The organism is Pseudomonas sp. MWU13-2862, assembly GCF_023242495.1.
In the GTDB taxonomy this organism is placed as follows: domain Bacteria; phylum Pseudomonadota; class Gammaproteobacteria; order Pseudomonadales; family Pseudomonadaceae; genus Aquipseudomonas; species Aquipseudomonas gingeri_D.
This window is the reverse complement of sequence record NZ_JALMEZ010000004.1, coordinates 344,814-370,889: the sequence shown is the minus strand read 5'-3', so window position 1 is coordinate 370,889 and position 26,076 is coordinate 344,814. Positions and strand designations below refer to the sequence as shown.

The following is a 26,076-nucleotide window of genomic DNA, read 5'->3' as shown; positions in this document are numbered from 1 at the left end:
TCAGTGTCCTGCCGAGTAGATGCTGTACGGGTCCTTGAGGACCGGGTCGACGATCTTCCAGCCGCCGTTTTCATACACGCGGTAGAAGCAACTGTGCCGGCCTGTGTGGCAGGCGATATCACCGACCTGCTCGACCATCAGGATGATCACGTCGGCGTCGCAATCCAGGCGCATTTCGTGCAGGTGCTGCACATGGCCAGACTCTTCGCCCTTGCGCCACAGCTTGCCACGGGAGCGTGACCAGTAAATGGCGCGGTTTTCGCTGGCGGTCAGTTGCAGCGCTTCGCGGTTCATCCAGGCCATCATCAGCACGCGCCCGGTCTTGTGATCCTGGGCAATGGCCGGCACCAGGCCGTCACTGTCCCATTTGATCTCGTCCAGCCAGTCTTTCATCTTCGACTCCGACAACCGGACACCACCCGCGTGGTGATGCCTCGGCGAATCAACAGTGTGCCAGCCCACGGCCCGACTGGCTATCGGCGCACGATCAGATACAAACCGACGATCACCATGATCGCCGCCGGCCAATGGCCAAGCTCGTGCAGCGGCCCACCGGCGGCCAGTACCACGCCGCCGCCGAGGTGCGCACTGCCGAGCAGGCGCAGGAGCCAGTCGTCCTTGCGCCTGGTTTTCGGCTCGGGATTGCTGGCGTGGGGTTGGGCCATGCGTTCGAGCAGATCGCGGGTCATCTGGGCCAGGTGCGGCAACTGCTCGATCTGGCCGTGCAGGTTGCCGAGCAGGGTTTTCGGGCTGACGCGCTCGCGCATCCAGCGTTCGAGGAACGGCTGGGCGGTGCTCCACAGGTCCAGGTCCGGGTACAGCTGGCGGCCCAGGCCTTCGATGTTGAGCAGGGTTTTCTGCAATAACACCAACTGCGGCTGGACTTCCATATTGAAGCGCCGCGCGGTCTGGAACAGGCGCATCAGCACCTGGCCGAAGGAGATGTCCTTGAGCGGTTTCTCGAAGATCGGTTCGCACACGGTACGGATTGCCGCTTCGAACTCGTTGAGCTTGGTGTGCGCCGGCACCCAGCCCGAATCGATGTGCAACTGGGCGACCCGGCGGTAGTCACGCTTGAAGAAGGCGAACAGGTTGCGGGCCAGGTAATCCTGGTCTTCTGGGGTCAGGCTGCCGACGATGCCGCAGTCGATGGCGATGTACTTCGGGCTCCACGGGTTCACGGTGCTGACGAAGATATTGCCGGGGTGCATGTCGGCATGGAAGAAGCTGTCGCGGAACACCTGGGTGAAGAAGATTTCCACGCCACGCTCGGCGAGCATTTTCATGTCGGTGCGCTGGTCGGCCAGGGTCGCCAGGTCGGTGACCTGGATGCCGTAGATGCGCTCCATCACCAGTACTTTCGGCCGGCACCAGTCCCAGTAGACCTGGGGCACGTACATCATGTCCGAACCTTCGAAGTTGCGCCGCAGCTGGCTGGCGTTGGCCGCCTCGCGCAGCAGGTCGAGTTCGTCGTAGATGGTCTTTTCGTAGTCGCTGACCACGTCCACCGGGTGCAGCAGGCGGGCATCGGCCGAGACTCGCTCGGCGGCGCGGGCGAGGAGGAACAGCCACGCCAGGTCCTGGGCAATGATCGGCTTGAGGCCGGGGCGGATGACCTTCACCACCACTTCTTCGCCGCTCTTGAGCTGGGCGGCGTGGACCTGGGCCACCGAGGCCGAGGCCAGGGGCTCGATATCGAAGCGGCTGAAGACTTCGCCGATCTTCTTGCCCAGTTGCGCCTCGATCAGCTTGACCGCGGTCTGAGAGTCGAACGGCGGCACGCGGTCCTGGAGCAGCATCAGCTCGTCGGCGATGTCCTCGGGCAGCAGGTCGCGGCGGGTCGAGAGGATCTGGCCGAACTTGATAAAGATCGGTCCCAGGTCCTGCAAGGCCAGGCGCAGGCGTGCGCCGCGACTCAGGTCCAGGGTCTTGCGCGGGAACCAGCGCCAGGGCAGGGCAAAGCGCAGCGCCAGGAGGAACCAGGGCAGGGGCAATTCGAACAGCAGGTCATCGAGACGGTAACGGATCACGACGCGCTGGATGCGCAACAGACGGCGGACGGCAAGCAGCTTCATGCGTTATCGCTGGATTTGAGGGATCGGGAAAGGCGCTCGACACGCGCCTCGAGACGTTCCAGGTCGAGCTTTACCCGGTCCAGTTCGGCGAAGCGCGCTTCGGCCTCATGGGTGCCGACCAGGGCACGGGACTCTTCACTGAGGTATTCGGCAAGGTTCTGCTTCAGGCTGACAAAGCCCTGCTTGTACCAGCCGGCGCGGCTGCGCAGGTGACCGCTGAGCAGGGGCGTGGCGATCGGCCCGAGCCAGCGCGAGAGTTCGTACTCCCAGTCCAGCTCCAGGTCCTGGAGCACGCCGGCCAGGTCCAGCAGCACCGCGCTGTCGCCTTCCAGGTCGACCTCGGGGCTGTGGAGCGCGGCGGTCTTGTCGCGGCTCAGGGCCAGGTTCACTAGGCTCGAAGCCGGGGCGCGGAGAATGCAGTCGGCCTCGGCGGCCCAGTGCGCGGCCAGCAGCAGGCCTTCGTCGCTGGGCAGGATGAACAGCTTCAGGGCCGGGCTGGCGCAGTCGACTTCGATGACTTTGCCGGTCAGGTGGCCCAGGCGGCTCAAGGCCGTGCTGTCGAGGCGCAACACACGGTTGAGACCGTGTTCGACGCCGGCGAGAAGGCCGCTTAGGATCATCAGGGCTTGATGCCGCGATGCAGGGCGACGATGCCCGCGGTCATGTTGTGGTAGGTCACGCGGTCGAAACCGGCTTCCACCATCATCGACTTCAGGGTTTCCTGGTTCGGGTGCATGCGGATCGATTCGGCCAGGTAGCGATAGCTTTCCGAGTCGTTGGTGATCAGCTTGCCGGCCAGGGGCATGAAGGCGAACGAATAGGCGTCGTAGACCTTGGACATCAGCGCGTTGGTCGGCTTGGAGAACTCCAGCACCAGCAGGCGGCCCCCGGGCTTGAGGACTCGCAGCATGGAGCGCAGGGCGTCTTCCTTGTGGGTGACGTTGCGCAGGCCGAAGGCGATGGTCACGCAGTCGAAATGGTTGTCCGGGAACGGCAGTTTTTCCGCGTCGGCCTGGACGAACTCGACATTGCCGGCCACGCCCAGGTCCAGCAGGCGATCACGGCCGACCTTGAGCATGGAGGCGTTGATGTCGGCCAATACCACCTGGCCGGTGGGGCCCACCAGGTGCGAGAACTTGCGCGCCAGGTCGCCGGTGCCGCCGGCGATATCCAGCACCCGGTTACCCGTGCGCACGCCGGACAGCTCGATGGTGAAGCGCTTCCAGAGGCGATGCATGCCACCGGACAGCACGTCGTTCATCAGGTCGTACTTGGCGGCCACGGAGTGGAACACCTCGGCGACCTTCTCGGCCTTTTGGCTTTCCGGTACGTTCTTGAAGCCGAAGTGCGTGGTGGGTTCGGCATCGCTGCCTTTGCGCTGATCAGTCATGTCGCTGTCACCAGAAGAGAATGCGGGCATTCTAATCCCGGTGGCCGGCTTTGTCTTGGCAAGGGTGCATGTAAGATAGGCAACCGCCGGGACGTTTTGACGCATTCAGGGTCAGGAATCACCGGACAAGTCCCGATAGAGCAGGAGTCATTCGATGGCCCGTATTAGTGTTGAACGCGCCCATGGCCTGGGCAAGGCCGGTGCACGCGAGAAGGCCGACCAACTGGCGCAGAAGCTGGCCGGGCAGTATGGCCTGGAGCCGCAGTGGTCCGGCGATACCCTCAACCTCAAGCGTTCCGGGGTCAAAGGCGCGGTGCATGTGAGTGAAGAAACGATCCGCGTCGAGGTCGAGCTGGGCCTGTTGATGTCGGCCATGAGCGGCACCATCAAGGCCGAGATCGAAAAGGCCCTGGACAAGGCGCTGGTCTGATTCGCGGTCCTCGCGCCTGCAAGGATCAGGGCATCCCTGTCGCGGGTTAGGGTGCCCATTCTAATTTTTGTCATTACTTTGTGCATAAGCCCCCATTCCGGTGGGCAGATCCTCCAACCCTTCACGTGTGAGGTGCACCATGGCCAAAGTAAGTCTGAAGAAAAAATCCGACGGTCAGCCAACCGCCCTGGCTGAGGTGAAAGTGTATGCCCGCAAGATCTGGCTGGCGGGTCTGGGCGCTTATACCAAGGTCGGCCGCGAAGGCAGCGAGTACTTCAAGGAACTCGTGGAAGCTGGTCAAGACGTTGAAAAAGAAGGCAAAAAACTGATTGGCGCGCAACGTGAAGCGGCCAACAGCCAGATCGATAACGTAAAGAGCGAAGTCACCAGCCTCAAGGGCAAGGTGGAAGTGCAACTGGACAAGGTCGAGAAGGCCTTTGACAACCGTGTCGCCAGTGCCTTGAATCGCATCGGGATTCCGTCTAAACATGATGTGGAGACACTCTCTGCTAAGCTCGATGAGCTGACGGCATTGCTCGAACGTGTCGCGCGTAAACATTAAGGAGAACGGGATGGCTGGCAAAAAGAATACCGAGAAAGAAAGCAGCTCGTGGATCGGGAAGGTTGAGGAGTACTCCCGCAAAATCTGGCTTGCTGGTTTAGGCGTGTACTCGAAGATCGATACCGACGGCAGCAAACTCTTCGAGACCCTGGTGAAAGACGGCGAGAAGGCCGAGAAACTCACCAAGACCGCCGTCGACAAGAAAGTCGATGCGGCCAAGGACTCCGCCAGTTCGGCCAAGTCGCGCATCGCCGGGGTCAAGGACCGTGCGCTGGGCAAGTGGGACGAGTTGGAAGGGGCTTTCGACAAGCGCTTGAACAGCGCCATTTCGCGCCTGGGCGTACCGAGCCGCAATGAAGTGAAAGCGCTGCACAGCAAGGTCGATACCTTGACCAAGCAGATCGAGGCGCTCACCGGTCACTCGGTGCCCAAGGCCTCGGCGGGGACCGCAGCGGCCAAGCCGGCGGCGAAAGCGGCCGCCAAGCCCTTGGTTAAAGCAGCGGCTAAACCGGCTGCCAAGCCGGCGGCGAAAACCGCGGCGGCCAAGCCGGCAGCTAAATCAGTTGCCAAGCCTGCGGCGAAACCTGCCGGCAAGCCTGCGGCGAAACCGGCAGCAGCGGCGAAACCGGCGGCCAAGCCTGTGGCAGCCAAACCGGCCGCCAAGCCAGCCGCAAAACCAGCAGCGGCGAAAAAGCCTGCTGCCGCGAAGCCGGCTCCTGCTGCGGCAGCCAAGCCAGCTTCGGCTCCGGTATCGGCCGCCAACTCGGCCGCTCCGGCACCGGCATCCGCTCCAGCGGCTACGCCAACAGCACCGACGCCAGCTTCTCAAGCCTGAGTCGTCGCCTGCTGAACGAAAACGCCCGGCCTGTGAAGGTCGGGCGTTTTTGTGTGGGGCTGTCGAGCACCGCTCTTGTAGGAGTCGGCTTGCCCGCGAAGAGGTCGGCACTGGCGCTACAGAAGATAACGTTAGTCGTGATCTTCGAGATAACGCAACGCCATCTGCTCCGTCACCAACCGCGACGAGGGCAGCAGATGCGGGGCCACCAGCATCATGATCTGGTACACCACCAGCCGCACTTCACCCTCCCGCCCAAGAATCCGCTGGTAATCCAGGGAGAACAACAGCGTCAGGGTAATCTGCTCCACCAATTGCCCCAGGGCCTGGGTTTCACTCAGCAGCATGCCCTGCGCCTTCAGTCGCGCCAGCAACGACGCCAACGTCCGCTTGAGGGCATTGAGCAGGTTGCGGATGCCCTTGGCCAGCTTGGGCAAGCGCCCGGACAGATTGGACAGGTCCTGGAACAGAAAACGGTAATGGGCCAGCCGCTCGACGATCAGATGCAGGAAGAACCAGTAATCCTCGGGCGCCAGCCGCGCGTCGGCCGGTGGGTCGAGCAAGGGCGCCAGCTCGCCCTGGAAACGCTCGAACAAGCCCAGCACCAGCGGCTCCTTGCCATGGAAATGGTAGTAGAGGTTGCCCGGGCTGATCCCCATTTCATTGGCCACCTCCATGGTCGAAACGTTGGGCTCGCCTTTCTGGTTGAACAGTTGCAGGGCACATTCAAGTATCCGGTCGCGGGTCTTCATCCAGTCTTCTTAGGTCGTTCCGACCGTTCGCCACGGCTGTGGGGCAGCCGTGGCCGGTAATCGTCAACGCACTCGCACATAGGTGCCGGGTGCCGCTTCCATGGGTGGGTAATTGGCGTTGCCCAAGGTCATCTGGGTTTCACGTTGCGCTCCCGAACGCTCCTGGATCCAGCTCAGCCATTGGGTCCACCAGCTGCCTTCGACCTGTTTGCCGTCGTAGTACCAGGCCCGCGGATCACTGCTCAGCCTGGGGTTGTCGACGTAGTTGGCCTTGGGGTTGCTCGGCGGGTTGAGGATGCTCTGGATATGCCCGCTGTTGGACAGCACGAAGCGCCGATCGCCCCCCAGCAGCAGGGTCGAGCGATACACCGCGTCCCAGGGCGTGATGTGGTCGTTGATACCCCCGACGCTGAAGCTGTCGACCGTTACTTTTTGCAGGTCGATGGGCGTGCCGCAGACTTCCAGGCCGCCCGGATGGCTCAGCGGGTTGTGCTTGAAGAAGTCCAGCAGGTCGCCGTGAAAAGCCGCCGGCAGGCGGGTGTTGTCGTTGTTCCAGTAGAGAATGTCGAACGCCGGCGGTTCCTTGCCCAGCAGGTAGTTGTTGACCCAGTAGTTCCAGATCAGGTCGTTGGGCCGCATCCAGGCGAAGACTTTCGCCATGTCGCGGCCGTCGAGTACACCTTGCTGGTAAGAACGGCGCTTGGCGGCTTCCAGGGTCTGCTCATCGGCGAACAGCATGGCCGGGCTGTCCAGTTGGCTGTCGAGCAGGCTGACCAGGTAGGTGGCGCTGGATACCCGGCGCAGTTGTCGTTTGGCCAACAGGTGGCCCTGCAGAGCGGCGATGGTCAGGCCGCCGGCACAGGCACCCATCAGGTTGACCTCGCGGCTGGCGGTGATCGCCCGGCACACGTTCAGCGCTTCTTCCAGCGCTTCGACATAGCTGGACAGGCCCCATTCGCGATGACGCACATCCGGGTTGCGCCAGCTGACGATAAACACCTGCAGGCCGTTCTTCAGCGCGTACTGGACGAAGCTGTTGGATGGGCTGAGGTCGAAAATGTAGTACTTGTTGATCTGCGGCGGGACGATCAACAGCGGCTTGGCGTACTGTTTTTCGCTCATGGGCTTGTACTGGATCAGTTCCAGTTGCTCGTTGCGAAACACCACCGAGCCGGGGGTGGTGGCCACGGTCTTGCCGACTTCGAACGAGTGCTTGGTGACCTGGCTGGGCAAGCCGTTGTTGTGCAGCAGGTCATCCACCAGGTGGCTGATGCCGCGCACGATGCTGTTGCCGCCGGAGTTGAAGACTTCCTTGACCGCCAGCGGATTGAGCAGGGTATTGGACGGCGCCATGGCGTCGTTGAGCAGGGCGAAGACAAAGTGCGCGCGGGCGCGGTCATCGTCGCTCATCCGGCTCTCGTCGATCCAGTGCTTGACCTGTTTCTGCCAGGCCAGATAGGCCTGCAGGCTGCGGCGGTAGAACGGGTTCAGGCTCCAGGCCGGGTCGGCGAAGCGCGGGTCATGGGGGTTGGGCTTGTACGGTGTGTCACCGAGCAGCACCTTGCCCAGTTGTCCGCCCAGGGCCAGGGCATGCCGGGCGGTATGGATCGGGTTGCGCAGGCCGTGGGCGGCCACGCTGCGCAGGGTGGAAAACAGATCCCGGCCGCGCAGACCGGTAATCGCACTCTGTGCGTTGATGAACGCGGCGGGTGTGGGCATCGAGCCCGTCGCTGGTTTGTCTCGCATGAGTCAACACTCCTTCGTCATCAAGCTATCAACCAACACAGGGGACCGCGACGGACGGGGGCGTCGGTCGCTGACCTTGTGCGCCGCACGGACGTCCTGCCCGTGTGCGCTTACTACCAGGGAATACTCCTAGGTGCTTTTCAAAGGCGCCGGTTGTGGATGCATCACCGCCCGTTGGCGTTCTTCCTGGAGGAATTTCATGATGATCGGCGCGACGGCCTCGGCCCGGGTGATCAGGAATAAATGACCGTCGTCGATTATGTGTAGCTGGGCATTGGGGATTCGCCAAGCCAGCAGGCGCATATTGATCAGTGGAATCAGCGGATCGTCATCACCGGCCAGCACCAGGGTCGGCTGGCGGATCCTGTGCAGCCAGTGGATGCTGGTCCAGCCGAGGCCCGCGAACAGTTGCCAGTAGTAACCGAGCTTGCCGGCGGAGCGGACCTTGGCGGCATGCTCGGCGGCCAGGTGCGGGTCGCGGCGAAAGGCGCCGCCGTAGATGGTCGGGGCAATGCGGATCACGTGGGACGGCTGGATATAGCGCCGTGGACTGGCCATGTTCCACAACACCTTGGGCTTGCCCGGAACCATCACCGCACCGGCGGCGGTGGCGGCGAGGATCAGCTTCTTGCAGCGTTCCGGGTAGTCATGGGCGAATTGTTGCGCCAGGGCGCCGCCCCAGGACACGCCCACCGCGTTGACCTGGCCGTAATCCAGGTAGTCGAGCATGCGCGCGGTGAGCTTGGCCAGGCCGGGGAAGCGATAGGGCCGCTTGGGGGTCGACGAGCCGCCGACGCCGGGGACGTCGAAGGCGATGACTTCCAGGTCCGGGTCCAGGGCATGGACGAACGGAAACACCAGCTCCAGGTTGGCGCCGATGCCGTTGAAAATCAGCAAGGGCGTCATATGAGGCTTGCCGGGGCGAACCGCGGTGCGGATGGTCTGGCCATCCAGATCGATGGTTCGGAAGATAAACGGTTGCGGCATGCTCGAAGCCCTGTGGTTAAAACCTGTTTGCAGCCCCGGCTCCGTAGGAGCGAGCTTGCTCGCGGTGGTTGCCGGGACGCTGCGGGGTGTCAGGTTTCCCGCATTATCGTTGGCCTCCATCGCGAGCAAGCTCGCTCCTACAGGGTGAGGGCTGTTCTAGCGCTCGTGCACATAGGTGCCCGGTGCCGCCTCGCCGGCCGGGTAGGCCTTGCTGCCCAGGCTGGTCGGTGATTTCTTCAGTTTGCCCGAGCGCTCGGCCTGCCACGCTTGCCAGTGCAGCCACCACGAATCGGTGTGTTTGGTAGAGTTTTCCTGCCAGTCGTCGGCCTTGGCCGGCATCTCGGTGTTGGTCATGTAGCGGGATTTCGGGTTGCCCGGCGGGTTCAGGATGCTCTGGATATGGCCGCTGCTGGACAGCACGAACTCGACCTTGCCGCCGAACAGCTGCGCCGACTTGTAGCAGGACTTCCAGGGCGTGATGTGATCGTTGGTGCCGGCCAGGGCAAAGATATCGGCGTCGACCTTCTTCAGGTCGATCGGCGTACCGCACACTTCGAGGGCATTGGGGCGTATCAGTGGGTTGTTCTTGAACATCTCGATCAGGTCGCCGTGGAAGGCGGCCGGCAGGCGCGTGGTGTCGTTGTTCCAGAAAAGGATATCGAACACCGGCGGCTCGTTGCCCAGCAGGTAGTTGTTGACCCAGTAGTTCCAGATCAGGTCGTTGGGGCGCATCCAGGCGAAGACCTTGGCCATGTCGCTGCCTTCCAGCACGCCGGCCTGGTAGGAGTGGCGCTTGGCGGCTTCGAGGGTCTGTTCGTCGACGAACAGCGCGACCTGGGTGTCGAGGGTGGTGTCGAGCACGCTGACCAGCAGGGTCAGGGCGTTGACCTTCTTCTCGCCGAGGGCGGCGTAGTGGCCGAGCAGGGCGGTGCAGGTGATGCCGCCGGAGCAGGCCCCGAGCATGTTCACGTCCTTGCTGCCAGTGATGGCGGTGACCACGTCGACGGCTTCTTTCAGGGCGTCGATATAGGTCGACAGGCCCCACTCGCGCTGCGCCTTGGTCGGGTTGCGCCAGCTGACGATAAAGGTCTGCACGTGGCTGCGCAGGCAGAAACGCGCCAGGCTCTTGTCGGGGCTCAGGTCAAACACATAGAACTTGTTGATCTGCGGCGGCACCACCAGCAGCGGCCGCTCATGCACCTGCTCGGTGACGGGGCTGTACTGGATCAGCTCCAGCACATCGTTGCGAAACACCACCGCGCCTTCGGTGGTGCCCAGGCTCTTGCCGACCTCGAAGGCGCCCATGTTCACCTGGCTGGGCATGCCGCCGTTGTGCACCAGGTCCTTGGCCAGGTTCGAGAGGCCGTCGAGCAGGCTCTTGCCGCCGGTTTCGAAGAAGCGCTTGACCGCCGCCGGGTTGGCTGCGGTGTTGGTCGGGGCCATGGCCTCGGTCATCAGGTTGATGACGAAGTGGCCGCGACTGATGTCCTGTGGCGACAGCGAACTCTCGTCGATCCAGGCATGGAGCTCCTTGCGCCAGGCCAGGTAGGTTTGCAGGTAACGTCGGTACAGCGGGTTCTGGCTCCAGGCCGGGTCGTTGAAACGACGGTCATCGCTTTCCGGCTGCAGGCCGGACTTGCCCAGCAGCACGTTCTTCAATTCGACGCCGAAATGGGCGACATGCTTGACGCTGTGGATGGGTTGTTTGATGGCTTGGGTCAATACCATTCGTGCAGAAGTAAGAAGATCCTTTCTACGCAAGCCGACGACGGGGTTCAGGCCCAGGGTGTTTTCCGAGGCTTGCCGCTGCAGGTCATCGTTGTTCTTGTTACTCATCTACGACGCTCCATTGTCCTGAGACGAGTACCGGGTACAGCTGTGCAAATGGCACAGCGAATGCCAAGTACTACTGCTCGGGTGACCGTTGATTGCACATCGTTAAATGCACGGAACTTGCCAGCTCCATTGGTTACCCGAGTTTGATTTTTTTCGCAAGCGGGCCAATCGTTAGCCACGCCGTGGGGGATTGAATCAGATGTGATTAGAAAATGCCCCCCAAAACGACCAGAGGTCCGGATTAGAGCATCAGCCTGACGACGGACTCGGACGGGTCGCGGGATTTTCCGGCGGCTTTGAGTTCGGCAAGATAATCGGCCCACAAGTCATCCTGGCGACGGGCGAGCTCGTAGAGGTAGTCCCAGGTGAACAGTCCGCTGTCATGACCGTCGTCGAAGGTCAATTTCAGTGCGTACTGGCCGGCGGGTTCGAGTTGGCTCAAACCGACGTTGAGCTTGCCGAACTGGAGGATGGGCTTGCCGTGGCCCTGGACCTCGGCCGAAGGCGAGTGCACCCGCAGGAATTCGGCGCTCAGGTGGTATTCCTCGTCCGGACCGTATTTGAGGGTCAGGGTTTTCGAGGCTTTGTGCAGGTTGATGGCGGTGGGGAGTCGGGTGGTCATGGGAAGCCTGCGATCCGTCTGTGTAAGCGAATCCTGTAGGAGCAGGGCTTGCCCGCGAAGGGGGCCTTGAGGGCGCCAAAAGCTTCGCGGGCAAGCCCTGCTCCTACAGGGGCGCGATGTGCTCCTTAGAGGATATACCGCGACAGGTCTTCGTTCTTCGCCAATTCACCCAGGTGGCTGTTGACGTACTCGGCGTCGATGCGGATCGGCTCTTCGCTGTGGGTGCTGGCCAGGTCGCCGGCGCTGAACGAGACTTCCTCCAGCAGGCGCTCGAGCAGCGTGTGCAGGCGACGGGCACCGATGTTCTCGGTCTTCTCGTTGACCTGCCAGGCGATTTCCGCCAGGCGCTTGATGCCGTCCGGCATGAACTCGATGGTCAGCCCTTCGGTTTTCAGCAGTTCACGGTACTGCTCGGTCAGCGAGGCATGGGGTTCGCTGAGGATGCGCTCGAAGTCTTCCGGGCTCAGGGCCTTGAGTTCGACACGGATCGGCAGGCGGCCTTGCAGCTCGGGCACCAGGTCGCTCGGCTTGCTCAGGTGGAACGCGCCGGAGGCGATAAACAGGATATGGTCGGTCTTGACCATGCCCAGCTTGGTGTTCACCGTGCAGCCTTCGATCAGCGGCAGCAGGTCGCGCTGTACGCCTTCACGGGATACGTCGGCACCGCCGACATTGCCGCGCTTGGCGACCTTGTCGATTTCGTCGATAAACACGATACCGTGCTGTTCCACCGCTTCCAGGGCCTTGGCCTTCAACTCCTCGTCGTTGACCAGGCGCCCGGCTTCTTCGTCACGGACCAGCTTGAGCGCGTCCTTGACCTTGAGCTTGCGGCTCTTGCGCTTGCCCTTGCCCATGTTGGCGAACAGGTTCTGCAACTGGTTGGTCATTTCTTCCATGCCTGGCGGCGTGGCGATCTCGACGCCGAACGACTCGGCCACTTCGATTTCGATTTCCTTGTCATCCAGCTGGCCTTCGCGCAGGCGCTTGCGGAACAGCTGGCGGGTGTTGGAGTCCTGGGCCGGGGCGGCATCTTCGTTGAAACCCATGCGTGCCGGTGGCAGCAGGGCGTCGAGGATACGTTCCTCGGCGGCGTCTTCGGCACGATGGCGGACCTTGACCAGCTCCTGCTCGCGCAGCAGCTTGATCGCGGCGTCGGCCAGGTCACGGATGATCGATTCGACGTCACGGCCGACATAGCCGACTTCGGTGAACTTGGTCGCTTCGACCTTGATGAACGGGGCGTTGGCCAGTTTGGCCAGGCGCCGGGCGATTTCGGTCTTGCCGACACCGGTCGGACCGATCATCAGGATGTTCTTGGGGGTCACCTCGACGCGCAGCTCCTCGGGGAGCTGCATCCGCCGCCAGCGGTTGCGCAGGGCAATGGCGACGGCGCGCTTGGCATCGTCCTGGCCAATGATATGGCGATTGAGTTCGTGGACGATTTCGCGGGGGGTCATGGACATAATATGTGGGTCCTCAAGCGGGAACGGGCAGCCGGACAGGCTGGTTATTCCGCGAGGTCCTGCTCCTCGATGGTGACGTTGTGATTGGTGAAGACGCAGATGTCAGCGGCGATACCCAGGGCGGCTTCGACGATTTCCCGGGCCGACAGATCGGTTTTCTTCAACAGTGCGCTGGCCGCGGCCTGGGCGTAGCCACCACCGGAGCCCATGGCGATCAGGCCGTTTTCCGGTTCAACGACGTCGCCGTTGCCGGTGATGATCAGTGAAGCATCTTTGTTGGCGACCGCCAGCATGGCTTCCAGGCGACTCAGGGAGCGGTCGGTACGCCACTCCTTGGCCAATTCGACAGCGGCGCGGACCAGATGACCCTGGTGTTTTTCCAACTGGCCTTCGAAACGCTCGAACAGGGTGAAGGCGTCGGCGGTGGCACCGGCGAAACCGGCGATGACTTCGCCGTGGTAGAGGCGCCGGACTTTTTTCGCGTTGCCCTTCATGACGGTGTTGCCGAGGGAAACCTGGCCGTCGCCGCCCATGACGACTTTGCCGTGGCGACGAACTGAAACGATGGTGGTCAAGGGAGAATCTCCACGCAGCGGGGCGAAAATGCCTGATGGAAACTCATATGGGGGTGGTGGTGGGTTTTTCAACCGTGGGCGGGATGAGGGGATGAGTGGTGTAGGCGGGCGAGGTTTGTTTTGTCTGAACGATTGCTATCGCCAGCAAGCCAGCTCCTACAGTTCCGTGTCGTATATGAGGCTTATGTACGCCACAAAATTGTAGGAGCAGAGCTTGCTCGCGAAGGGGCCCTCAAGACCGCCAAAAGCTTCGCGGCGATCCGACAAGCAACGCTCCCACAGGCTTGGCGCCCGTCAGCGACTCTGGCGCTGTTGCAGCAGCAGATTGTTGAAACCGCTGCCAGCCAGTTGTTTCTGTGCCTTGGTCAGTTGTTCGCGATTGCTGAACGGTCCGACCAATACCCGGTACCAGGTCTCGTCCTTCACAGTCCCGGACTCCACCGCTACGGCCTGCCCGAGCAGGATGATCTGCGCCCGGACCTTGTCCGCATCGGCTTCCTTGCGGAACGAGCCGGCCTGCAGGAAGAACTGTGTCACCGCTGCCGGCTTGGCCACGGCCACAGCCACGGGCGGCGGCGGTGGAGGGGTAATCCCGGACAGCGCGGCCTGGGCCCGCGCGGTATCGATCTTCGCCGCTTCGGCCGGGGTCACCGGGGTGGTCGGCGTCGGCACGGTCTGCGGCGTCGGCAGGGTTTTCTCTGGCACGGCTTCCGGTGGCACGATGACTTCCGATTCCGGCAGCAAGGTGTAGAAGTCGTACTTGGGCTTGACCGGCTGGGTCGGGCTCGGTGGGGTCTTGTTGGCTTCGGCGATCTTGCTCGCCTTCAGCTGTTCCTGCTTGACCCGCTTGATGTCATCGCCCTTGCCCGGCTCCAGCTTCATCAGGAACACGATAAACGCGCCCACGCCGAGGCCGATCGCCAGCCACAACCAGCCCGGGATCGGCTTTTTCGCAGGAGCTTGGTAACGGCTGGCGCCACGTTTGGGTGCTGGGGTTTTCTTGGCAGCCAACTTACATACGCTCCAGGGTTTCCAGACCCAGCAACTCCAGGCCTTGCTTGAGGGTGCGACCGGTCAGCGCGGCGAGGCGCAGGCGGCTCTGTTTCTGTTCGGCGGTATCGGCGGACAGGATCGGGCAGTTCTCGTAGAAGCTGGAGAACAGCCCGGCGACATCGTACAGGTAGGTGCACAGCACGTGCGGCGTGCCTTTCTCGGCAACGCTGCCGAGCACTTCGCCGAACTGCGCCAGTTTGGCGGCCAGTTCGTGCTCGTGGGGCGCTTCAAGGACGATCTGCCCTTCAACCTGGCTGAAATCCGTGCCCAGTTTGCGGAATACACCGGCCACGCGGGTGTAGGCGTACAGCAGGTACGGCGCGGTGTTGCCTTCGAAGTTGAGCATCAGCTCGAAGTTGAAGCTGTAGTCGCTGGCGCGGTGCTTGGACAGGTCGGCGTACTTGACCGCGCCGATGCCCACCACGCGGGCGATGGTGCGCAGTTCGTCTTCGGCCAGCTCCGGGTTCTTTTCCTTGACCAGCAGGTAGGCGCGGTCCATGGCTTCGGTCAGCAGGTCGATCAGCTTCACGGTGCCGCCGTCGCGGGTCTTGAACGGGCGGCCGTCGGCGCCGTTCATGGTGCCGAAGCCCATGTGCTCCATGTCCATCGGGTGGCCGACGAAGCCGGCCTTGCGTGCCACCGCAAACACCTGCTGGAAGTGCAGGGCCTGGCGCTGGTCGACGAAATACAGCGCGCGATCGGCTTTCAGCACATTGCTGCGGTAGCGCACGGCGGCCAGGTCGGTGGTGGCATACAGATAGCCACCATCGGCCTTGACGATGATCACTGGCAGCGGTTCGCCTTCGGCGTTCTTGAACTCGTCGAGGAACACGCACTGGGCGCCGTTGCTCTCGACCAGCATGCCCTTGGCCCTGAGGTCGTTGACCACGTTGATCAGGTCGTCGTTGTAGGCGCTTTCGCCCATCACGTCGGCCATGGTCAGTTTGACGTTCAGCAGTTCGTAGATCTTCTGGCAGTGGGACAGCGAGATGTCCTTGAAGCGGGTCCACAGCGCCAGGCAATCCGGGTCGCCGGCTTGCAATTTGACCACCAGGCCGCGGGCGCGGTCGGCGAACTCCGGGGATTCGTCGAAGCGTTTCTTGGCCGCGCGGTAGAAGTTTTCCAGGTCCGAGAGTTCGTCGCTGGTAATCGGGTTTTCCTGCAGGTAGGCCATCAGCATGCCGAACTGGGTGCCCCAGTCGCCGACGTGGTTCTGGCGGATCACGGTGTCACCGAGGAACTCGAGGACGCGCGCCACGCCGTCGCCGATGATGGTCGAACGCAGGTGGCCGACGTGCATTTCCTTGGCCAGGTTGGGGGCCGAGAGGTCGACCACTACCCGTTGCGCCGGGCCTGCCTTGTGCACGCCGATGCTGGCGTCGGCCAGGGCGGCGTCGAGGCGCGCGGCCAGGGCCTGGGTGTTCTGGAAGAAGTTGATAAAGCCGGGGCCGGCGATCTCGGCCTTGCTCACGCTGTCGGCGACGGGCAGGGCGGCGATGATTTTTTCCGCCAGGTCGCGGGGTTTGAGACCGGCCGGCTTGGCCAGCATCATCGCGATATTGCTGGCGAAGTCGCCGTGGGTCTTGTCCCGGGTGTTTTCCACCTGGATCGCCGGCGTCAGCCCTTCAGGCAACACACCTTCGGTGACGAGTTGGGTGATGGCTTGTTGGATCAGCTGGCGAATGGTGTCTTTCATGGTCTTCTCTTTCGACCGCATGCGCGGCGGCGCTTCGATGCGCAGGTGGAAAAACTGGGCATTATCCGTTGCCGGGACGAGCTTGCCAACCGGTTACGGACTTGTGGCGTCTGGGCGGGCCTATTCGCGGGCAAGCCCTGCTCCTACAAGTTTGAGTCGTTCACAGTATTTGCGTACGACTCGGTCCTGTAGGAGCAGGGCTTGCCCGCGAAGGCGTCCGTCGGATCAATACAAATCTACGGGATCGACATCCAACGACCAGCGCACCTGCCGCCCGCTGGGCATTTGCTCCAACACCAGCAACCAACTGCTCAACAATCGGTGCAGCGAGGCCCGGCCATTGGCCTGCAACAACAACTGCGCCCGATAACGTCCGGCCCGGCGCTCCATGGGCGCCGGCACCGGCCCCAGCAGTTCGATGCCGCCCAGGTTCATCTCGGCCAGCAAACGCTCGGCCTCGCTGCAGGCTTCATCGAGAAAGCTCTCGGCCTGCCCCGGCTTATGGGCTTCGGCCCGCAGCAGGGCCAGGTGTGCGAACGGCGGCAAGCCAGCCGCCCGACGCTCGCTCAAAGCCTGTTCGGCAAAGGCGAAATAACCCTGCTCGGTCAGCTGAATCAACAGTGGATGGTCCGCCAGGTGCGTCTGGATAATCACCTTGCCCGGCTCTTCCGCCCGCCCGGCCCGGCCCGCCACCTGGACGATCAACTGGGCCATGCGCTCGCTGGCGCGGAAGTCGCCGGAGAACAGGCCGCCGTCGGCATCGAGGATCGACACCAGGGTCACCCGGGGAAAGTGATGGCCTTTGGCAAGCATCTGCGTGCCGACCAGGATGCACGGCTGGCCTTTCTGGATAGTAGCGAACAGCTGGTTCATCGCGTCCTTGCGCGAGGTACTGTCGCGGTCGACCCGCAGCACCGGGTAATCGGGAAACAGGATGCCCAGGCGCTCCTCGGCGCGCTCGGTCCCGGCACCCACCGGGCGCAGGTCGACCTTGCCGCACTGCGGGCAATTGCGCGGTACCCGCTCGACATAACCACAGTGATGGCAGCGCAGTTCGCCGGAGCGCTGGTGTACGGTCATGCGTGCATCGCAGCGCGAGCATTCGGACATCCAGCCGCAGTCGTGGCACAGCAGTGTTGGCGCAAAGCCGCGGCGATTGAGGAACACCAACACCTGCTGGCCGGCGGCGAGGGTCTGGCCGATGGCCTGCTGCATCGGTCCGGAAATGCCGCTGTCCAGTGGCCGGCTTTTCACATCCAGGCGCAGGAAGCGCGGCTGCTTGGCCCCGCCCGCGCGTTCGTTCAGGCGCAACAGGCCATAACGCCCGGTGTAGGCGTTGTGCAGGCTTTCCAGGGATGGCGTGGCCGAACCCAGCACAATCGGAATGTTTTCCTGGCGCGCGCGCACCAGCGCCAGGTCGCGGGCGTGATAGCGCAGGCCTTCCTGCTGTTTATAGGAACCGTCGTGCTCTTCGTCAATGATGATCAGACCGGGGTTTTTCATCGGGGTGAACAACGCCGAACGGGTACCGATAATGATGTCGGCTTCGCCGTCGCGGGCGGCGAGCCAGGCGTCCAGGCGCTCGCGGTCGTTCACCGCCGAGTGCAGCAGGGCGATGCGGGCGTTGAAGCGTTGCTCGAAACGCACCAGGGTCTGCGGCCCCAGGTTGATTTCCGGGATCAGCACCAGCGCCTGCTTGCCGGCTTCCAGGGTCTCGCGGATCAGTTGCAGATAGACTTCGGTCTTGCCGCTGCCGGTGACCCCGGCCAACAGGAAGGCATGAAAACTGTCGAACCCGGCGCGGATCGCTTCGCAGGCGGCGCGTTGCTCGCTGTTGAGCGGCAGCTCCGGTTGCGCCAGCCAGTGTTCGTGACGCTCGCTCGGCGCATGGCGGCGAACCTCCACACGCACCAGGTCCTTGGCCAGCAGCAGGTCGAGGCTGTCCTTGCTCAGCATCAGCTTGCTCAGTAGTTGATGGGCCACGCCGTGGGGATGCTGCGCCAGTGTCGCCAGGGCTTCGCGCTGGCGCGGGGCGCGGGCGATGCGCGGATCGTCGAGGCGGGCGCCGGGGACCATCGACCAGAAGCGGTCCTGGCGCGCTTCGGCCGGCTCGCCCTGGCGCAGCAGCACCGGCAGCGCCCAGCTCAGGGTGTCGCCGAGGCTGTGCTGATAATACTGGGCGGTCCACAGGCACAGCTTGAACAGCGCCGGCGGCAGCGGCGTGCTGGCGTCGAGCAGGGCCGTGGCGCGCCTGAGCTTTTCCGCCGGGACTTCACTGTGCTCGGCGATTTCCACCAGGATACCGATCATCTCCCGGCGGCCGAACGGCACCCGCAGGCGCATGCCGGGCTGCAACGCGCTACGCGGCACACCCTCCGGCGCCCGGTAATCGAACAGGCGGCGCAGTGGCGAGGGCAGGGCAAGGCGCAGGATGGCGTCGGGCACGCGGTTCTCTCTGGGAGGGGTTCGTGGAGGGCGCGAGCCTAGCAGACGGCTCGGGCAGTGTCTTCCCGACGGAGGGCACGCTGGCCACTTGCGCCGGGCAAAAGGTCTGGTATGATCGCCGGCTAAATTACGTGCGGTGTTCAACAATCGTGTTGAGCGGCGGCACGCCAGCCTGAGGAAGTCCCCATGAAAGCCGATATCCATCCAGCATACGTAGACATCGACGTTACCTGCAGCTGCGGTAACAAGTTCGTGACCCGTTCGACCCATGGCAAAGCTCTGCCAATCGACGTGTGCAACGAATGCCACCCGTTCTACACCGGTAAGCAGAAGACCCTGGACACTGGCGGCCGCGTACAGAAGTTCGCCGACCGTTTCGGCATGTTCGGCGCTGTCAAAAAGGCCTGAGGCTGATCGCTCCGGGAAAAATCGCTGGTTTTTCCCGGTCGATAAAAAAGGCGTCCCCCGTGGACGCCTTTTTTGTGGGCGCTGTTTGTATCAGCGGCCGCCGCATAAAAAATTGTAGACATTTTTCTGCATGATTGTGAACAGTTTATCCCTTGTGTTTCCTGGCTCTTGGGCCAAAGTCGTAGGGACAGGTGCTTGACACCTGTGACTGGTCAGTCTTGTGAGGACTTGGCGACACGCGTATCCTCGGCGGTCCGTCTGTCCCACAGTAAAAAGCGGAATGCCCACATGTCAGATTTGAAAACTGCCGCTCTCGAATATCATGCCAATCCTCGTCCGGGGAAGCTGAGCGTCGAGCTCACCAAAGCCACCGCCACCGCCCGTGACCTGTCGCTGGCCTACAGCCCTGGCGTCGCCGAACCAGTACGCGAAATCGCCCGCGATCCTGAGCTGGCCTACAAGTACACTGGCAAGGGCAACCTGGTTGCAGTCATTTCCGATGGCACCGCGATTCTCGGCCTGGGTAACCTCGGCCCATTGGCCTCCAAGCCAGTGATGGAAGGCAAGGGCGTGCTGTTCAAGCGTTTCGCCGGTATCGACGTGTTCGACATCGAAGTCGATTCGGAAAGCCCGCAAGCCTTCATCGACACCGTCAAGCGTATCTCCATCACCTTCGGTGGCATCAACCTGGAAGACATCAAGGCCCCTGAGTGCTTTGAGATCGAACGTGCTCTGATCGAGCAGTGCGATATTCCGGTGTTCCACGATGACCAGCACGGCACCGCGATCGTCACCGCGGCCGGCATGATCAATGCCCTGGAAATCGCTGGCAAGACCCTGCCGGAAGCCAAGATCGTCTGCCTGGGCGCCGGCGCTGCCGCCATCTCCTGCATGAAATTGCTGGTGAGCATGGGCGCCAAGATCGAAAACATCTTCATGGTTGACCGTACTGGCGTGATCCACGCTGGCCGTGACGACCTGAACCAGTACAAGGCGGTGTTCGCCCACGCCACTGAGAAGCGCACCCTGGCTGACGCCCTGAAAGGCGCTGACGTGTTCGTCGGTCTGTCCGGCCCGAACCTGCTGGACGCTGAAGGCCTGCTGTCGATGGCGGCCAACCCGATCGTGTTCGCTTGCTCGAACCCGGATCCGGAAATCTCGCCAGAGCTGGCTCACGCCACTCGCAACGACGTGATCATGGCCACCGGTCGTTCCGACTACCCGAACCAGGTCAACAACGTCCTCGGCTTCCCGTTCATCTTCCGTGGTGCCCTGGACGTTCGCGCCAAGCGCATCAACGAAGAGATGAAAGTGGCTGCCGCCAACGCCCTGCGCGAACTGGCCAAGCTGCCGGTGCCTCAGGAAGTGTGCGACGCCTACGGCGGTATCAAGCTGGAATTCGGTCGTGAGTACATCATTCCGAAACCAATGGATGCCCGCCTGATCACCCTGATCTCCGATGCCGTGGCCAAAGCCGCGATCGAGACCGGTGTGGCAACCCTGCCGTATCCGAAGAACTACCCGCTGAAAAGCGTGGATGATGTGTTCAACGGCTAAGCTGTTGTAGCGTCAAACAAAAAGCCCCGGCTCGAATGAGTCGGGGCTTTTTTGTGGCTGCCGTTTGAGCGGTGTGGGCAACCAGGCTGAACGCGGTCCTTTGTAGGAGCCTGGCTTGCCAGCGAAGAGCCCTTTGAGCCTTGCACCGTTCATGCGGACGCCATCGCTGGCAAACCAGGCTCCTGCAAGGGCGGCACTGTGGCCGCTCTCTCGGATCAGAACAGATCGATCGGCGCCGCCTCGTCCGCCGGCAGCGGACTGCCCGGGGCGCTGCCGCCATTGCCGATCTCGTTGACCGACGGCGGTGTGTCTTCGCTCTTGAACAGTTCGAAGTAGGCGTTCGGCGTGCCCGGGGTTGCCGCGCGACCGCTGATCGGATCCACCCGCAGGCTGAGGATGCCTTCCGGCTCCGCCTGGGTGTGCAACGGCTTGCCCTTCAGTGCGGCGCCCATGTAGTCCATCCAGATCGGCAGCGCCACGGTGCCGCCGAACTCGCGACGGCCCAGGCTTTCGGGCTGGTCGAAACCGGTCCAGACGGTGGTGATGTAGTCGGCGTTGTAACCGGTGAACCAGGCGTCCTTGGAGTCGTTGGTGGTACCGGTCTTGCCCGCCAGGTCGCCACGGCCCAGGGCCAGGGCACGACGCCCGGTACCGAGCTTGATCACGTCCTCGAGCATGCTGTTGAGGATAAAGGTGGTCCGTCCGTCGACGATCCGCTCGGCCACCGCTGGGGCTTGGGCAGCCGGTGCTGGGGCTTCACTGGTGCTGTTGACGGTGAACGACGGTTGGCTTGGTGCCGCGATGCCGCTGCTGGCCGCCGCGCCGGTCGGCACGCTTGGTGGATTGGCGACGAACAGGGTGTCGCCGTTGCGGCTTTCGATCTTGTCGATCAGGTAGGGGGTGATCTTGTAGCCGCCGTTGGCAAAGGTGCTCCAGCCGGTGGCAATTTCCATTGGCGTCAGGGTTGCGGTACCCAGGGCCAGGGACAGGTTGCGCGGCAGGTCCTGCTTGTTGAAGCCGAATCTGGCGATGTAGTCGATGGTCTTGTCGACGCCCAGGCTTTGCAGCAGGCGGATCGAGACCAGGTTACGCGACTTGTACAGTGCCTCGCGCAAGCGGATCGGGCCGAGGAAGGTGTTGGTGTCGTTTTTCGGCCGCCAGACCTTGTCCAGGTATTCGTCGACGAACACGATCGGCGCATCGTTCACCAGGCTGGCCGGGGTGTAGCCGTTATCCAGCGCGGAGCTGTAGATGAACGGTTTGAAGCTCGAACCCGGTTGGCGCTTGGCCTGGGTGGCGCGGTTGTAGTTGCTCTGCTCGAAGGCGAAACCGCCGACCAGTGCACGGATCGCGCCGTTTTGCGGGTCAAGCGAGACCAGGGCGCCCTGGGCCACCGGTACCTGGCTGAACTTCAGGCTGTTGTCGGCCTGGCGCTGGACGCGGATCAGGTCGCCGACCTGGGCTACGTCGGACGGTTGCTTGGGGGCGGCACCGAGGCTGTTGGTGTTGAGGTACGGGCGGGCCCACTTCATGCTGTCCCAGTTGACGATTTCCGGGCCGTTGCGGGTCAGCACGTGCAGGCTGGCCTTGTCCACCTGGGTGACGATGGCCGGGTCCAGGCCGCTGATGGTGCGCTGCTTGCCCAGCTCGGCGATCCAGGCGTCACGGGTCTTGCCCGGCAGCCGCGATTCCGGTCCACGGTAGCCGTGGCGCTGGTCGTAGGCGATCAGGCCTTCTTCAATCGAGTGGTTGGCCAGCTCCTGCAGGTTGCTCGGCACGGTGGTGGTGACGCGGAAACCTTCGGTGTAGGCTTCGCTGCCATAGCGACCGACCATTTCCGCACGGGCCATTTCGGCGATGTACGGCGCGTTCACTTCCGGCGTCGGTACGTGATAGCTGGCGTTGATCGGCTCGACGATGGCGGCCTGGTAGGCGGCCTCGTCGATCTTGCCCAACTTGTACATGCGGCCGAGGATCCAGTCGCGGCGCTCTTTGGCGCGCACCGGGTTGGCCAGCGGGTTGAACCGCGACGGCGCCTTCGGCAGGCCGGCGATCATGGCCATCTGGGCCAGGGTGATGTCACGGATCGACTTGCCGTAATAAACCTGAGACGCCGCTTCGATACCGTAGGCGCGGTTGCCCAGGTATATCTTGTTCACGTACAGCTCGAGGATCTCGTCCTTGGTCAGCTGGCGCTCGATTTGCAAGGCGAGAAGAATTTCGTTGGTCTTGCGCGAGAAGCTACGCTCGCTGGACAGGAAGAAGTTCTTCGCCACCTGCATGGTGATGGTGCTGCCGCCGGACTGGATGTGCCCGCTCTTGACCAATTGGGTTGCGGCGCGCATCAGGCTGCTGGGGTCTACGCCATAGTGGTTGGCGAAGTTGTCGTCTTCGGCGCTCAGCAGGGCGTTGATGAAATTGGGCGGAATATCTGCGAATTTAAGGGGCGAACGGCGCATCTCGCCGAATTCGGCGATCAGCTTGCCATCGCTGGTGTAGACCCTGAGCGGAATCTGCAATTGTATGCTGCGCAAAGTCTCGACGGACGGCAGGCCCGGACTAAGATAAAGAAAAGCGCCGCTCAGGACGAGCAGCAGCCCGCAGAACACGGCGACGAAAGACCACCCGAAAAACTTCAGCAGACGAATCAAGGCTTGTGGATTTCCAGATAAAAGAATGGGTTAGGCGTCAGGCTAAATTCGCAGCAAGCGCTGGTTCGGCGATTCGGAAAAAAACGCTGGGCATTATAAGCATTTTTGGGCGTGAGCGTCATTTGCGCTTATGTCAAGACTGCTATTAAATGCCCATCATCATAAAGGGTCCGTAAGTCGCGGATAGTAATAGGGAATCGGTAGTGCTTGGACTCTTTGGCAAAAAAGCGCATTCGCTCCTGGGGATCGACATCAGTTCCACCTCGGTAAAGCTCCTCGAATTGAGCCGCTCAGGCAATCGATATCGGGTCGAGTCCTACGCCGTGGAACCGTTGCCAGCCAATGCCGTGGTCGAAAAGAACATCGCCGAGCTCGAAGGCGTCGGGCAGGCCCTTGCACGGGTGCTGCTCAAGGCCAAGACCAATGTGCGCGGCGTGGCGGTGGCCGTGGCCGGTTCCGCGGTGATCACCAAGACCATCGAGATGGATGCCGGGCTTTCCGATGACGAAATGGAAAACCAGCTGAAGATCGAGGCCGACCAGTACATTCCCTATCCCCTGGAAGAAGTGGCCATCGACTTCGAGATCCAGGGTTATTCGGCGCGCAATCCCGAGCGTGTCGAAGTCCTGCTTGCCGCCTGTCGGAAAGAAAACGTCGAGGTCCGCGAGGCAGCCCTGGCCCTGGCCGGGCTCGAAGCCCAGGTGGTCGATGTCGAGGCCTACGCCCTGGAGCGTTCCTTCGGCCTGCTCGCCGCGCAACTGGCCAGCGACCACGAGAAGCTGACGGTGGCGGTGGTGGATATCGGCGCGACCATGACCACCCTCAGCGTCCTGCATAACGGCCGCATCATCTATACCCGCGAACAATTGTTCGGCGGTCGCCAGCTCACCGAGGAAATCCAGCGCCGCTACGGCCTGTCCAACGAGGAGGCGGGGCTGGCGAAGAAACAGGGCGGCCTGCCCGACGACTACGTCGCCGAGGTGTTGCAGCCCTTCAAGGATGCGGTGGTCCAGCAGGTGTCGCGTTCCCTGCAGTTCTTCTTTGCCTCCGGACAGTACAACGATGTCGACTACATCCTGCTCGCCGGCGGCACCGCGTCGATTGCCGGGCTCGATCACCTGATCCAGCAGCGGCTCGGTACGCCGACCCTGGTGGCCAACCCCTTCGCCGACATGGCCTTGAGCAGCAAGGTCAATGCCGGGGCCCTGGCCAGTGATGCGCCGGCCCTGATGATCGCTTGCGGTCTGGCCTTGAGGAGTTTCGACTGATGGCGCGGATCAACCTTCTGCCCTGGCGCGAGCAACTGCGTGAAGAGCGCCGCAAACGTTTCCTCACCGCCCTGGTCGGCGTATTGGTGGCGGCGGTCGGCGTGGTGTTGCTGACCGACCAGTACTTCAGCGGTGCCGTCGACCGCCAGGTCGCGCGCAATGCCTACATGAACAAGGAAATCGCCCAGCTCGACGGCCGGATCAAGCAGATCAGCGAGCTCAAGGCACGTCGCCAGCAACTGATCGAGCGTATGAAAATCATCCAGGACCTGCAGGGCAACCGCTCCATCAGCGGGCGGATCTTCGATCAACTGGTGCGGACCCTGCCGGACGGCGTGTATTTCACCGCAGTGAAGATGACTGACAAGACCATCGCGATCACCGGCGCGGCGGAGTCCAACAACCGGGTGTCGGACCTGATGCGTAACCTCGAGGCCTCCGATTGGCTGACCGCGCCGACGCTGACCGAGGTCAAGGCGACCACCGCCGGCGCGGTGGACCAGGCCAACACTTTCCAACTGAGCGTGCGCCAGACCCAGCCGAAACCAGAGGGGGTGGTTAAATGAATGTCTCCCTCTGGTTGGAAAACCTTCGCAAGGTCGATCTCGGCGACCTCGATATGCAGAACATCGGCTCCTGGCCGGCGGTGGTCAAGGTCGCTAGCGGCATACTGACCGCGATCCTGGTGCTGGCCCTGGGCTACAACTTCTACATCAAGGACCTCACCGATCAACTGGACCAGCAGCGCTTGACGGAAGTGACCCTCAAGGAGCAGTTCGCCACCAAGGCCCACCTGGCCGCGAACCTTGAAGCCTATACCCGGCAGATGGAGGATATGGAAACCTCCTTCGGCACCCTGCTCAAGCAGTTGCCGAGCGACACCGAGGTGCCGGGGTTGCTGGAGGACATCACGCGCACGGGGCTGGGCAGCGGGCTGGAGTTCGAGGAGATCAAGCTCCTGCCGGAAGTCACCCAGCAGTTCTATATCGAGCTGCCGATCCAGATTACCGTGACCGGCGCCTATCACGACCTGGCCACCTTCGTCAGCGGCGTGGCGGCCCTGCCACGGATCGTGACCCTGCATGATTTCGAGATCAAGCCGGTCGTAGCCTCACCGGCCGGCGGCACCAAATTGCGCATGAGCATCCTGGCCAAGACCTATCGCTACAACGACAAGGGGCTGCAGAAATGAGCCGCTTGCATGGGATCTGCCTGGCCCTGTTGACGCTGATGCTGGCCGGTTGCGGCAACAGCAACGACTTCAGCGACCTCGATGCGTACATGAAGGAAGTGCGCGCGCGGCCGGCGGGCAATATCGAGCCTACGCCGAAATTTCGCGCCTTCGAGATGTTCACCTACAGTGCCGCTGCGCTACGCAGCCCGTTCCAGCCGCCGATGAAGATCGATCTGGTCAATCGCCAGAAAGGTTCCCACGAGGTCAAGCCTGATCCGAATCGGACCAAGCAATTCCTCGAAGGCTTCAACATCGAGCAGTTCGAAATGGTCGGTACCCTCTCCAACGCCAGTGGCACCTTTGCCCTGGTGCGTGGGGCCGGCGGTGTCCATCGATTGAAAGTGGGCGACTACCTGGGCCGCAATGATGGCCGTATCGTGGCTATCACTGATTCCCAGGTCGAGGTGATCGAGATCGTTCCGGACGGCGAAGGCGCCTGGCTGGAACGACCGCGCTCCATCCCTTTGAAAGAGCACTCATAGTGGAATTCG

The 26,076-nt window shown here is 62.6% G+C and carries 24 protein-coding genes; 9 read left to right on the top strand and 15 right to left on the bottom strand.

The window, feature by feature from the left end; genetic code table 11:
* The 4 genes from hisI to ubiE all read right to left on the bottom strand — a co-directional run bounded on the left by hisI (position 1) and on the right by ubiE (position 3,465).
* Positions 1 to 393 carry a phosphoribosyl-AMP cyclohydrolase gene (hisI, locus tag M5C56_RS09825; RefSeq protein WP_103497714.1) on the bottom strand — a complete coding sequence of 131 codons (393 nt, stop codon included), beginning with the start codon at positions 391 to 393 and terminating at the stop codon, positions 1 to 3.
* An 80-nt stretch (positions 394 to 473) separates the two neighbouring features.
* Positions 474 to 2,075, bottom strand: a complete 1,602-nt coding sequence (gene ubiB, locus M5C56_RS09820; protein ID WP_103497713.1) for a ubiquinone biosynthesis regulatory protein kinase UbiB — start codon at positions 2,073 to 2,075, stop codon at positions 474 to 476.
* Positions 2,072 to 2,695 carry an SCP2 domain-containing protein gene (locus M5C56_RS09815; protein WP_103497712.1) on the bottom strand — a complete coding sequence of 208 codons (624 nt, stop codon included), beginning with the start codon at positions 2,693 to 2,695 and terminating at the stop codon, positions 2,072 to 2,074. Before M5C56_RS09815 ends, ubiB begins: the two co-directional genes overlap by 4 nt.
* Positions 2,695 to 3,465, bottom strand: coding sequence for a bifunctional demethylmenaquinone methyltransferase/2-methoxy-6-polyprenyl-1,4-benzoquinol methylase UbiE (gene ubiE / locus M5C56_RS09810; RefSeq protein ID WP_103497711.1), 771 nt, complete (start codon positions 3,463 to 3,465; stop codon positions 2,695 to 2,697). Before ubiE ends, M5C56_RS09815 begins: the two co-directional genes overlap by 1 nt.
* A 154-nt stretch (positions 3,466 to 3,619) precedes the next feature.
* Between ubiE and M5C56_RS09805 the strand changes: the two genes are divergently transcribed.
* The 3 genes from M5C56_RS09805 to M5C56_RS09795 all read left to right on the top strand — a co-directional run bounded on the left by M5C56_RS09805 (position 3,620) and on the right by M5C56_RS09795 (position 5,292).
* Positions 3,620 to 3,895, top strand: a complete 276-nt coding sequence (locus tag M5C56_RS09805; protein WP_103497709.1) for a polyhydroxyalkanoic acid system family protein — start codon at positions 3,620 to 3,622, stop codon at positions 3,893 to 3,895.
* Positions 3,896 to 4,034: 139 nt separating this feature from the next.
* Positions 4,035 to 4,457: a phasin family protein gene (locus M5C56_RS09800; protein ID WP_103497708.1), complete on the top strand. Its 423-nt coding sequence runs from the start codon at positions 4,035 to 4,037 to the stop codon at positions 4,455 to 4,457.
* Between the two features lie 10 nt (positions 4,458 to 4,467).
* Positions 4,468 to 5,292, top strand: coding sequence for a phasin family protein (locus M5C56_RS09795; RefSeq protein WP_103497706.1), 825 nt, complete (start codon positions 4,468 to 4,470; stop codon positions 5,290 to 5,292).
* A gap of 131 nt (positions 5,293 to 5,423) precedes the next feature.
* Here M5C56_RS09795 and M5C56_RS09790 read toward each other — a convergent pair whose 3' ends face one another.
* The 10 genes from M5C56_RS09790 to M5C56_RS09745 all read right to left on the bottom strand — a co-directional run bounded on the left by M5C56_RS09790 (position 5,424) and on the right by M5C56_RS09745 (position 18,467).
* The gene (locus M5C56_RS09790) at positions 5,424 to 6,044 is read right to left on the bottom strand and encodes a TetR/AcrR family transcriptional regulator (RefSeq protein ID WP_103497705.1); all 621 of its coding nucleotides are present in this window, start codon (positions 6,042 to 6,044) and stop codon (positions 5,424 to 5,426) included.
* 63 nt (positions 6,045 to 6,107) lie between these two features.
* Positions 6,108 to 7,790 carry a class II poly(R)-hydroxyalkanoic acid synthase gene (gene phaC / locus M5C56_RS09785; RefSeq protein ID WP_152737763.1) on the bottom strand — a complete coding sequence of 561 codons (1,683 nt, stop codon included), beginning with the start codon at positions 7,788 to 7,790 and terminating at the stop codon, positions 6,108 to 6,110.
* Between the two features lie 129 nt (positions 7,791 to 7,919).
* A complete protein-coding gene (phaZ, locus tag M5C56_RS09780) occupies positions 7,920 to 8,777 on the bottom strand; it encodes a poly(3-hydroxyalkanoate) depolymerase (RefSeq protein WP_103496428.1) in 858 nt (285 codons plus the stop codon).
* A gap of 156 nt (positions 8,778 to 8,933) precedes the next feature.
* Positions 8,934 to 10,613 (bottom strand): class II poly(R)-hydroxyalkanoic acid synthase, encoded by a 1,680-nt coding sequence (gene phaC, locus M5C56_RS09775; RefSeq protein ID WP_152737762.1) that lies wholly within the window; start codon positions 10,611 to 10,613, stop codon positions 8,934 to 8,936.
* Positions 10,614 to 10,854: 241 nt separating this feature from the next.
* Positions 10,855 to 11,235: a DUF971 domain-containing protein gene (locus tag M5C56_RS09770; RefSeq protein WP_103495041.1), complete on the bottom strand. Its 381-nt coding sequence runs from the start codon at positions 11,233 to 11,235 to the stop codon at positions 10,855 to 10,857.
* 125 nt (positions 11,236 to 11,360) lie between these two features.
* On the bottom strand, positions 11,361 to 12,698 hold the full coding sequence (gene hslU / locus M5C56_RS09765; protein ID WP_103495040.1) for an ATP-dependent protease ATPase subunit HslU: 1,338 nt from the start codon (positions 12,696 to 12,698) through the stop codon (positions 11,361 to 11,363).
* 44 nt (positions 12,699 to 12,742) lie between these two features.
* Entirely contained in the window at positions 12,743 to 13,273 is a 531-nt protein-coding gene (gene hslV / locus M5C56_RS09760) for an ATP-dependent protease subunit HslV (RefSeq protein WP_103495039.1), read from the bottom strand.
* Between the two features lie 294 nt (positions 13,274 to 13,567).
* A complete protein-coding gene (locus tag M5C56_RS09755) occupies positions 13,568 to 14,284 on the bottom strand; it encodes an SPOR domain-containing protein (protein WP_103495038.1) in 717 nt (238 codons plus the stop codon).
* A 1-nt stretch (position 14,285) separates the two neighbouring features.
* Complete coding sequence (argS, locus tag M5C56_RS09750) at positions 14,286 to 16,022, bottom strand: arginine--tRNA ligase (RefSeq protein ID WP_103495037.1); 1,737 nt, start codon at positions 16,020 to 16,022, stop codon at positions 14,286 to 14,288.
* Between the two features lie 225 nt (positions 16,023 to 16,247).
* Complete coding sequence (locus M5C56_RS09745; RefSeq protein ID WP_103495036.1) at positions 16,248 to 18,467, bottom strand: primosomal protein N'; 2,220 nt, start codon at positions 18,465 to 18,467, stop codon at positions 16,248 to 16,250.
* 186 nt (positions 18,468 to 18,653) lie between these two features.
* Here M5C56_RS09745 and rpmE point away from each other — a divergent pair, with 186 nt between their 5' ends.
* Positions 18,654 to 18,875, top strand: coding sequence for a 50S ribosomal protein L31 (rpmE, locus tag M5C56_RS09740; protein ID WP_100940403.1), 222 nt, complete (start codon positions 18,654 to 18,656; stop codon positions 18,873 to 18,875).
* Positions 18,876 to 19,163: 288 nt separating this feature from the next.
* Entirely contained in the window at positions 19,164 to 20,432 is a 1,269-nt protein-coding gene (locus tag M5C56_RS09735) for a malic enzyme-like NAD(P)-binding protein (protein ID WP_103495035.1), read from the top strand.
* Positions 20,433 to 20,647: 215 nt separating this feature from the next.
* Here M5C56_RS09735 and M5C56_RS09730 read toward each other — a convergent pair whose 3' ends face one another.
* Positions 20,648 to 23,083, bottom strand: coding sequence for a penicillin-binding protein 1A (locus M5C56_RS09730; RefSeq protein ID WP_103495034.1), 2,436 nt, complete (start codon positions 23,081 to 23,083; stop codon positions 20,648 to 20,650).
* Positions 23,084 to 23,286: 203 nt separating this feature from the next.
* Here M5C56_RS09730 and M5C56_RS09725 point away from each other — a divergent pair, with 203 nt between their 5' ends.
* Genes M5C56_RS09725 through pilP form a run of 4 tightly spaced genes read left to right on the top strand, consistent with a single transcriptional unit; the run spans position 23,287 to position 26,067 of the window.
* Entirely contained in the window at positions 23,287 to 24,351 is a 1,065-nt protein-coding gene (locus M5C56_RS09725; protein WP_100940406.1) for a pilus assembly protein PilM, read from the top strand.
* Positions 24,351 to 24,917 (top strand): PilN domain-containing protein, encoded by a 567-nt coding sequence (locus tag M5C56_RS09720; RefSeq protein WP_103495033.1) that lies wholly within the window; start codon positions 24,351 to 24,353, stop codon positions 24,915 to 24,917. Before M5C56_RS09725 ends, M5C56_RS09720 begins: the two co-directional genes overlap by 1 nt.
* Positions 24,914 to 25,543 (top strand): type 4a pilus biogenesis protein PilO, encoded by a 630-nt coding sequence (gene pilO / locus M5C56_RS09715; RefSeq protein WP_103495032.1) that lies wholly within the window; start codon positions 24,914 to 24,916, stop codon positions 25,541 to 25,543. The genes M5C56_RS09720 and pilO overlap by 4 nt, the downstream gene beginning before the upstream one ends.
* Complete coding sequence (gene pilP, locus M5C56_RS09710; RefSeq protein ID WP_103495031.1) at positions 25,540 to 26,067, top strand: type 4a pilus biogenesis lipoprotein PilP; 528 nt, start codon at positions 25,540 to 25,542, stop codon at positions 26,065 to 26,067. The genes pilO and pilP overlap by 4 nt, the downstream gene beginning before the upstream one ends.
* Positions 26,068 to 26,076 lie beyond the last annotated feature (9 nt).

Coding starts and splice junctions, on each gene's coding strand:
- hisI (WP_103497714.1), bottom strand. CDS start 393: ATGAAAGACTGGCTGGACGAGATCAAATGGGACAGTGACGGCCTGGTG.
- M5C56_RS09770 (WP_103495041.1), bottom strand. CDS start 11,235: ATGACCACCCGACTCCCCACCGCCATCAACCTGCACAAAGCCTCGAAA.
- rpmE (WP_100940403.1), top strand. CDS start 18,654: ATGAAAGCCGATATCCATCCAGCATACGTAGACATCGACGTTACCTGC.
- M5C56_RS09795 (WP_103497706.1), top strand. CDS start 4,468: ATGGCTGGCAAAAAGAATACCGAGAAAGAAAGCAGCTCGTGGATCGGG.
- ubiB (WP_103497713.1), bottom strand. CDS start 2,075: ATGAAGCTGCTTGCCGTCCGCCGTCTGTTGCGCATCCAGCGCGTCGTG.
- argS (WP_103495037.1), bottom strand. CDS start 16,022: ATGAAAGACACCATTCGCCAGCTGATCCAACAAGCCATCACCCAACTC.
- pilO (WP_103495032.1), top strand. CDS start 24,914: ATGAATGTCTCCCTCTGGTTGGAAAACCTTCGCAAGGTCGATCTCGGC.
- phaZ (WP_103496428.1), bottom strand. CDS start 8,777: ATGCCGCAACCGTTTATCTTCCGAACCATCGATCTGGATGGCCAGACC.
- M5C56_RS09815 (WP_103497712.1), bottom strand. CDS start 2,695: ATGATCCTAAGCGGCCTTCTCGCCGGCGTCGAACACGGTCTCAACCGT.
- ubiE (WP_103497711.1), bottom strand. CDS start 3,465: ATGACTGATCAGCGCAAAGGCAGCGATGCCGAACCCACCACGCACTTC.
- M5C56_RS09800 (WP_103497708.1), top strand. CDS start 4,035: ATGGCCAAAGTAAGTCTGAAGAAAAAATCCGACGGTCAGCCAACCGCC.
- pilP (WP_103495031.1), top strand. CDS start 25,540: ATGAGCCGCTTGCATGGGATCTGCCTGGCCCTGTTGACGCTGATGCTG.
- M5C56_RS09720 (WP_103495033.1), top strand. CDS start 24,351: ATGGCGCGGATCAACCTTCTGCCCTGGCGCGAGCAACTGCGTGAAGAG.
- M5C56_RS09805 (WP_103497709.1), top strand. CDS start 3,620: ATGGCCCGTATTAGTGTTGAACGCGCCCATGGCCTGGGCAAGGCCGGT.
- M5C56_RS09735 (WP_103495035.1), top strand. CDS start 19,164: ATGTCAGATTTGAAAACTGCCGCTCTCGAATATCATGCCAATCCTCGT.
- M5C56_RS09790 (WP_103497705.1), bottom strand. CDS start 6,044: ATGAAGACCCGCGACCGGATACTTGAATGTGCCCTGCAACTGTTCAAC.
- phaC (WP_152737763.1), bottom strand. CDS start 7,790: ATGCGAGACAAACCAGCGACGGGCTCGATGCCCACACCCGCCGCGTTC.
- hslU (WP_103495040.1), bottom strand. CDS start 12,698: ATGTCCATGACCCCCCGCGAAATCGTCCACGAACTCAATCGCCATATC.
- phaC (WP_152737762.1), bottom strand. CDS start 10,613: ATGAGTAACAAGAACAACGATGACCTGCAGCGGCAAGCCTCGGAAAAC.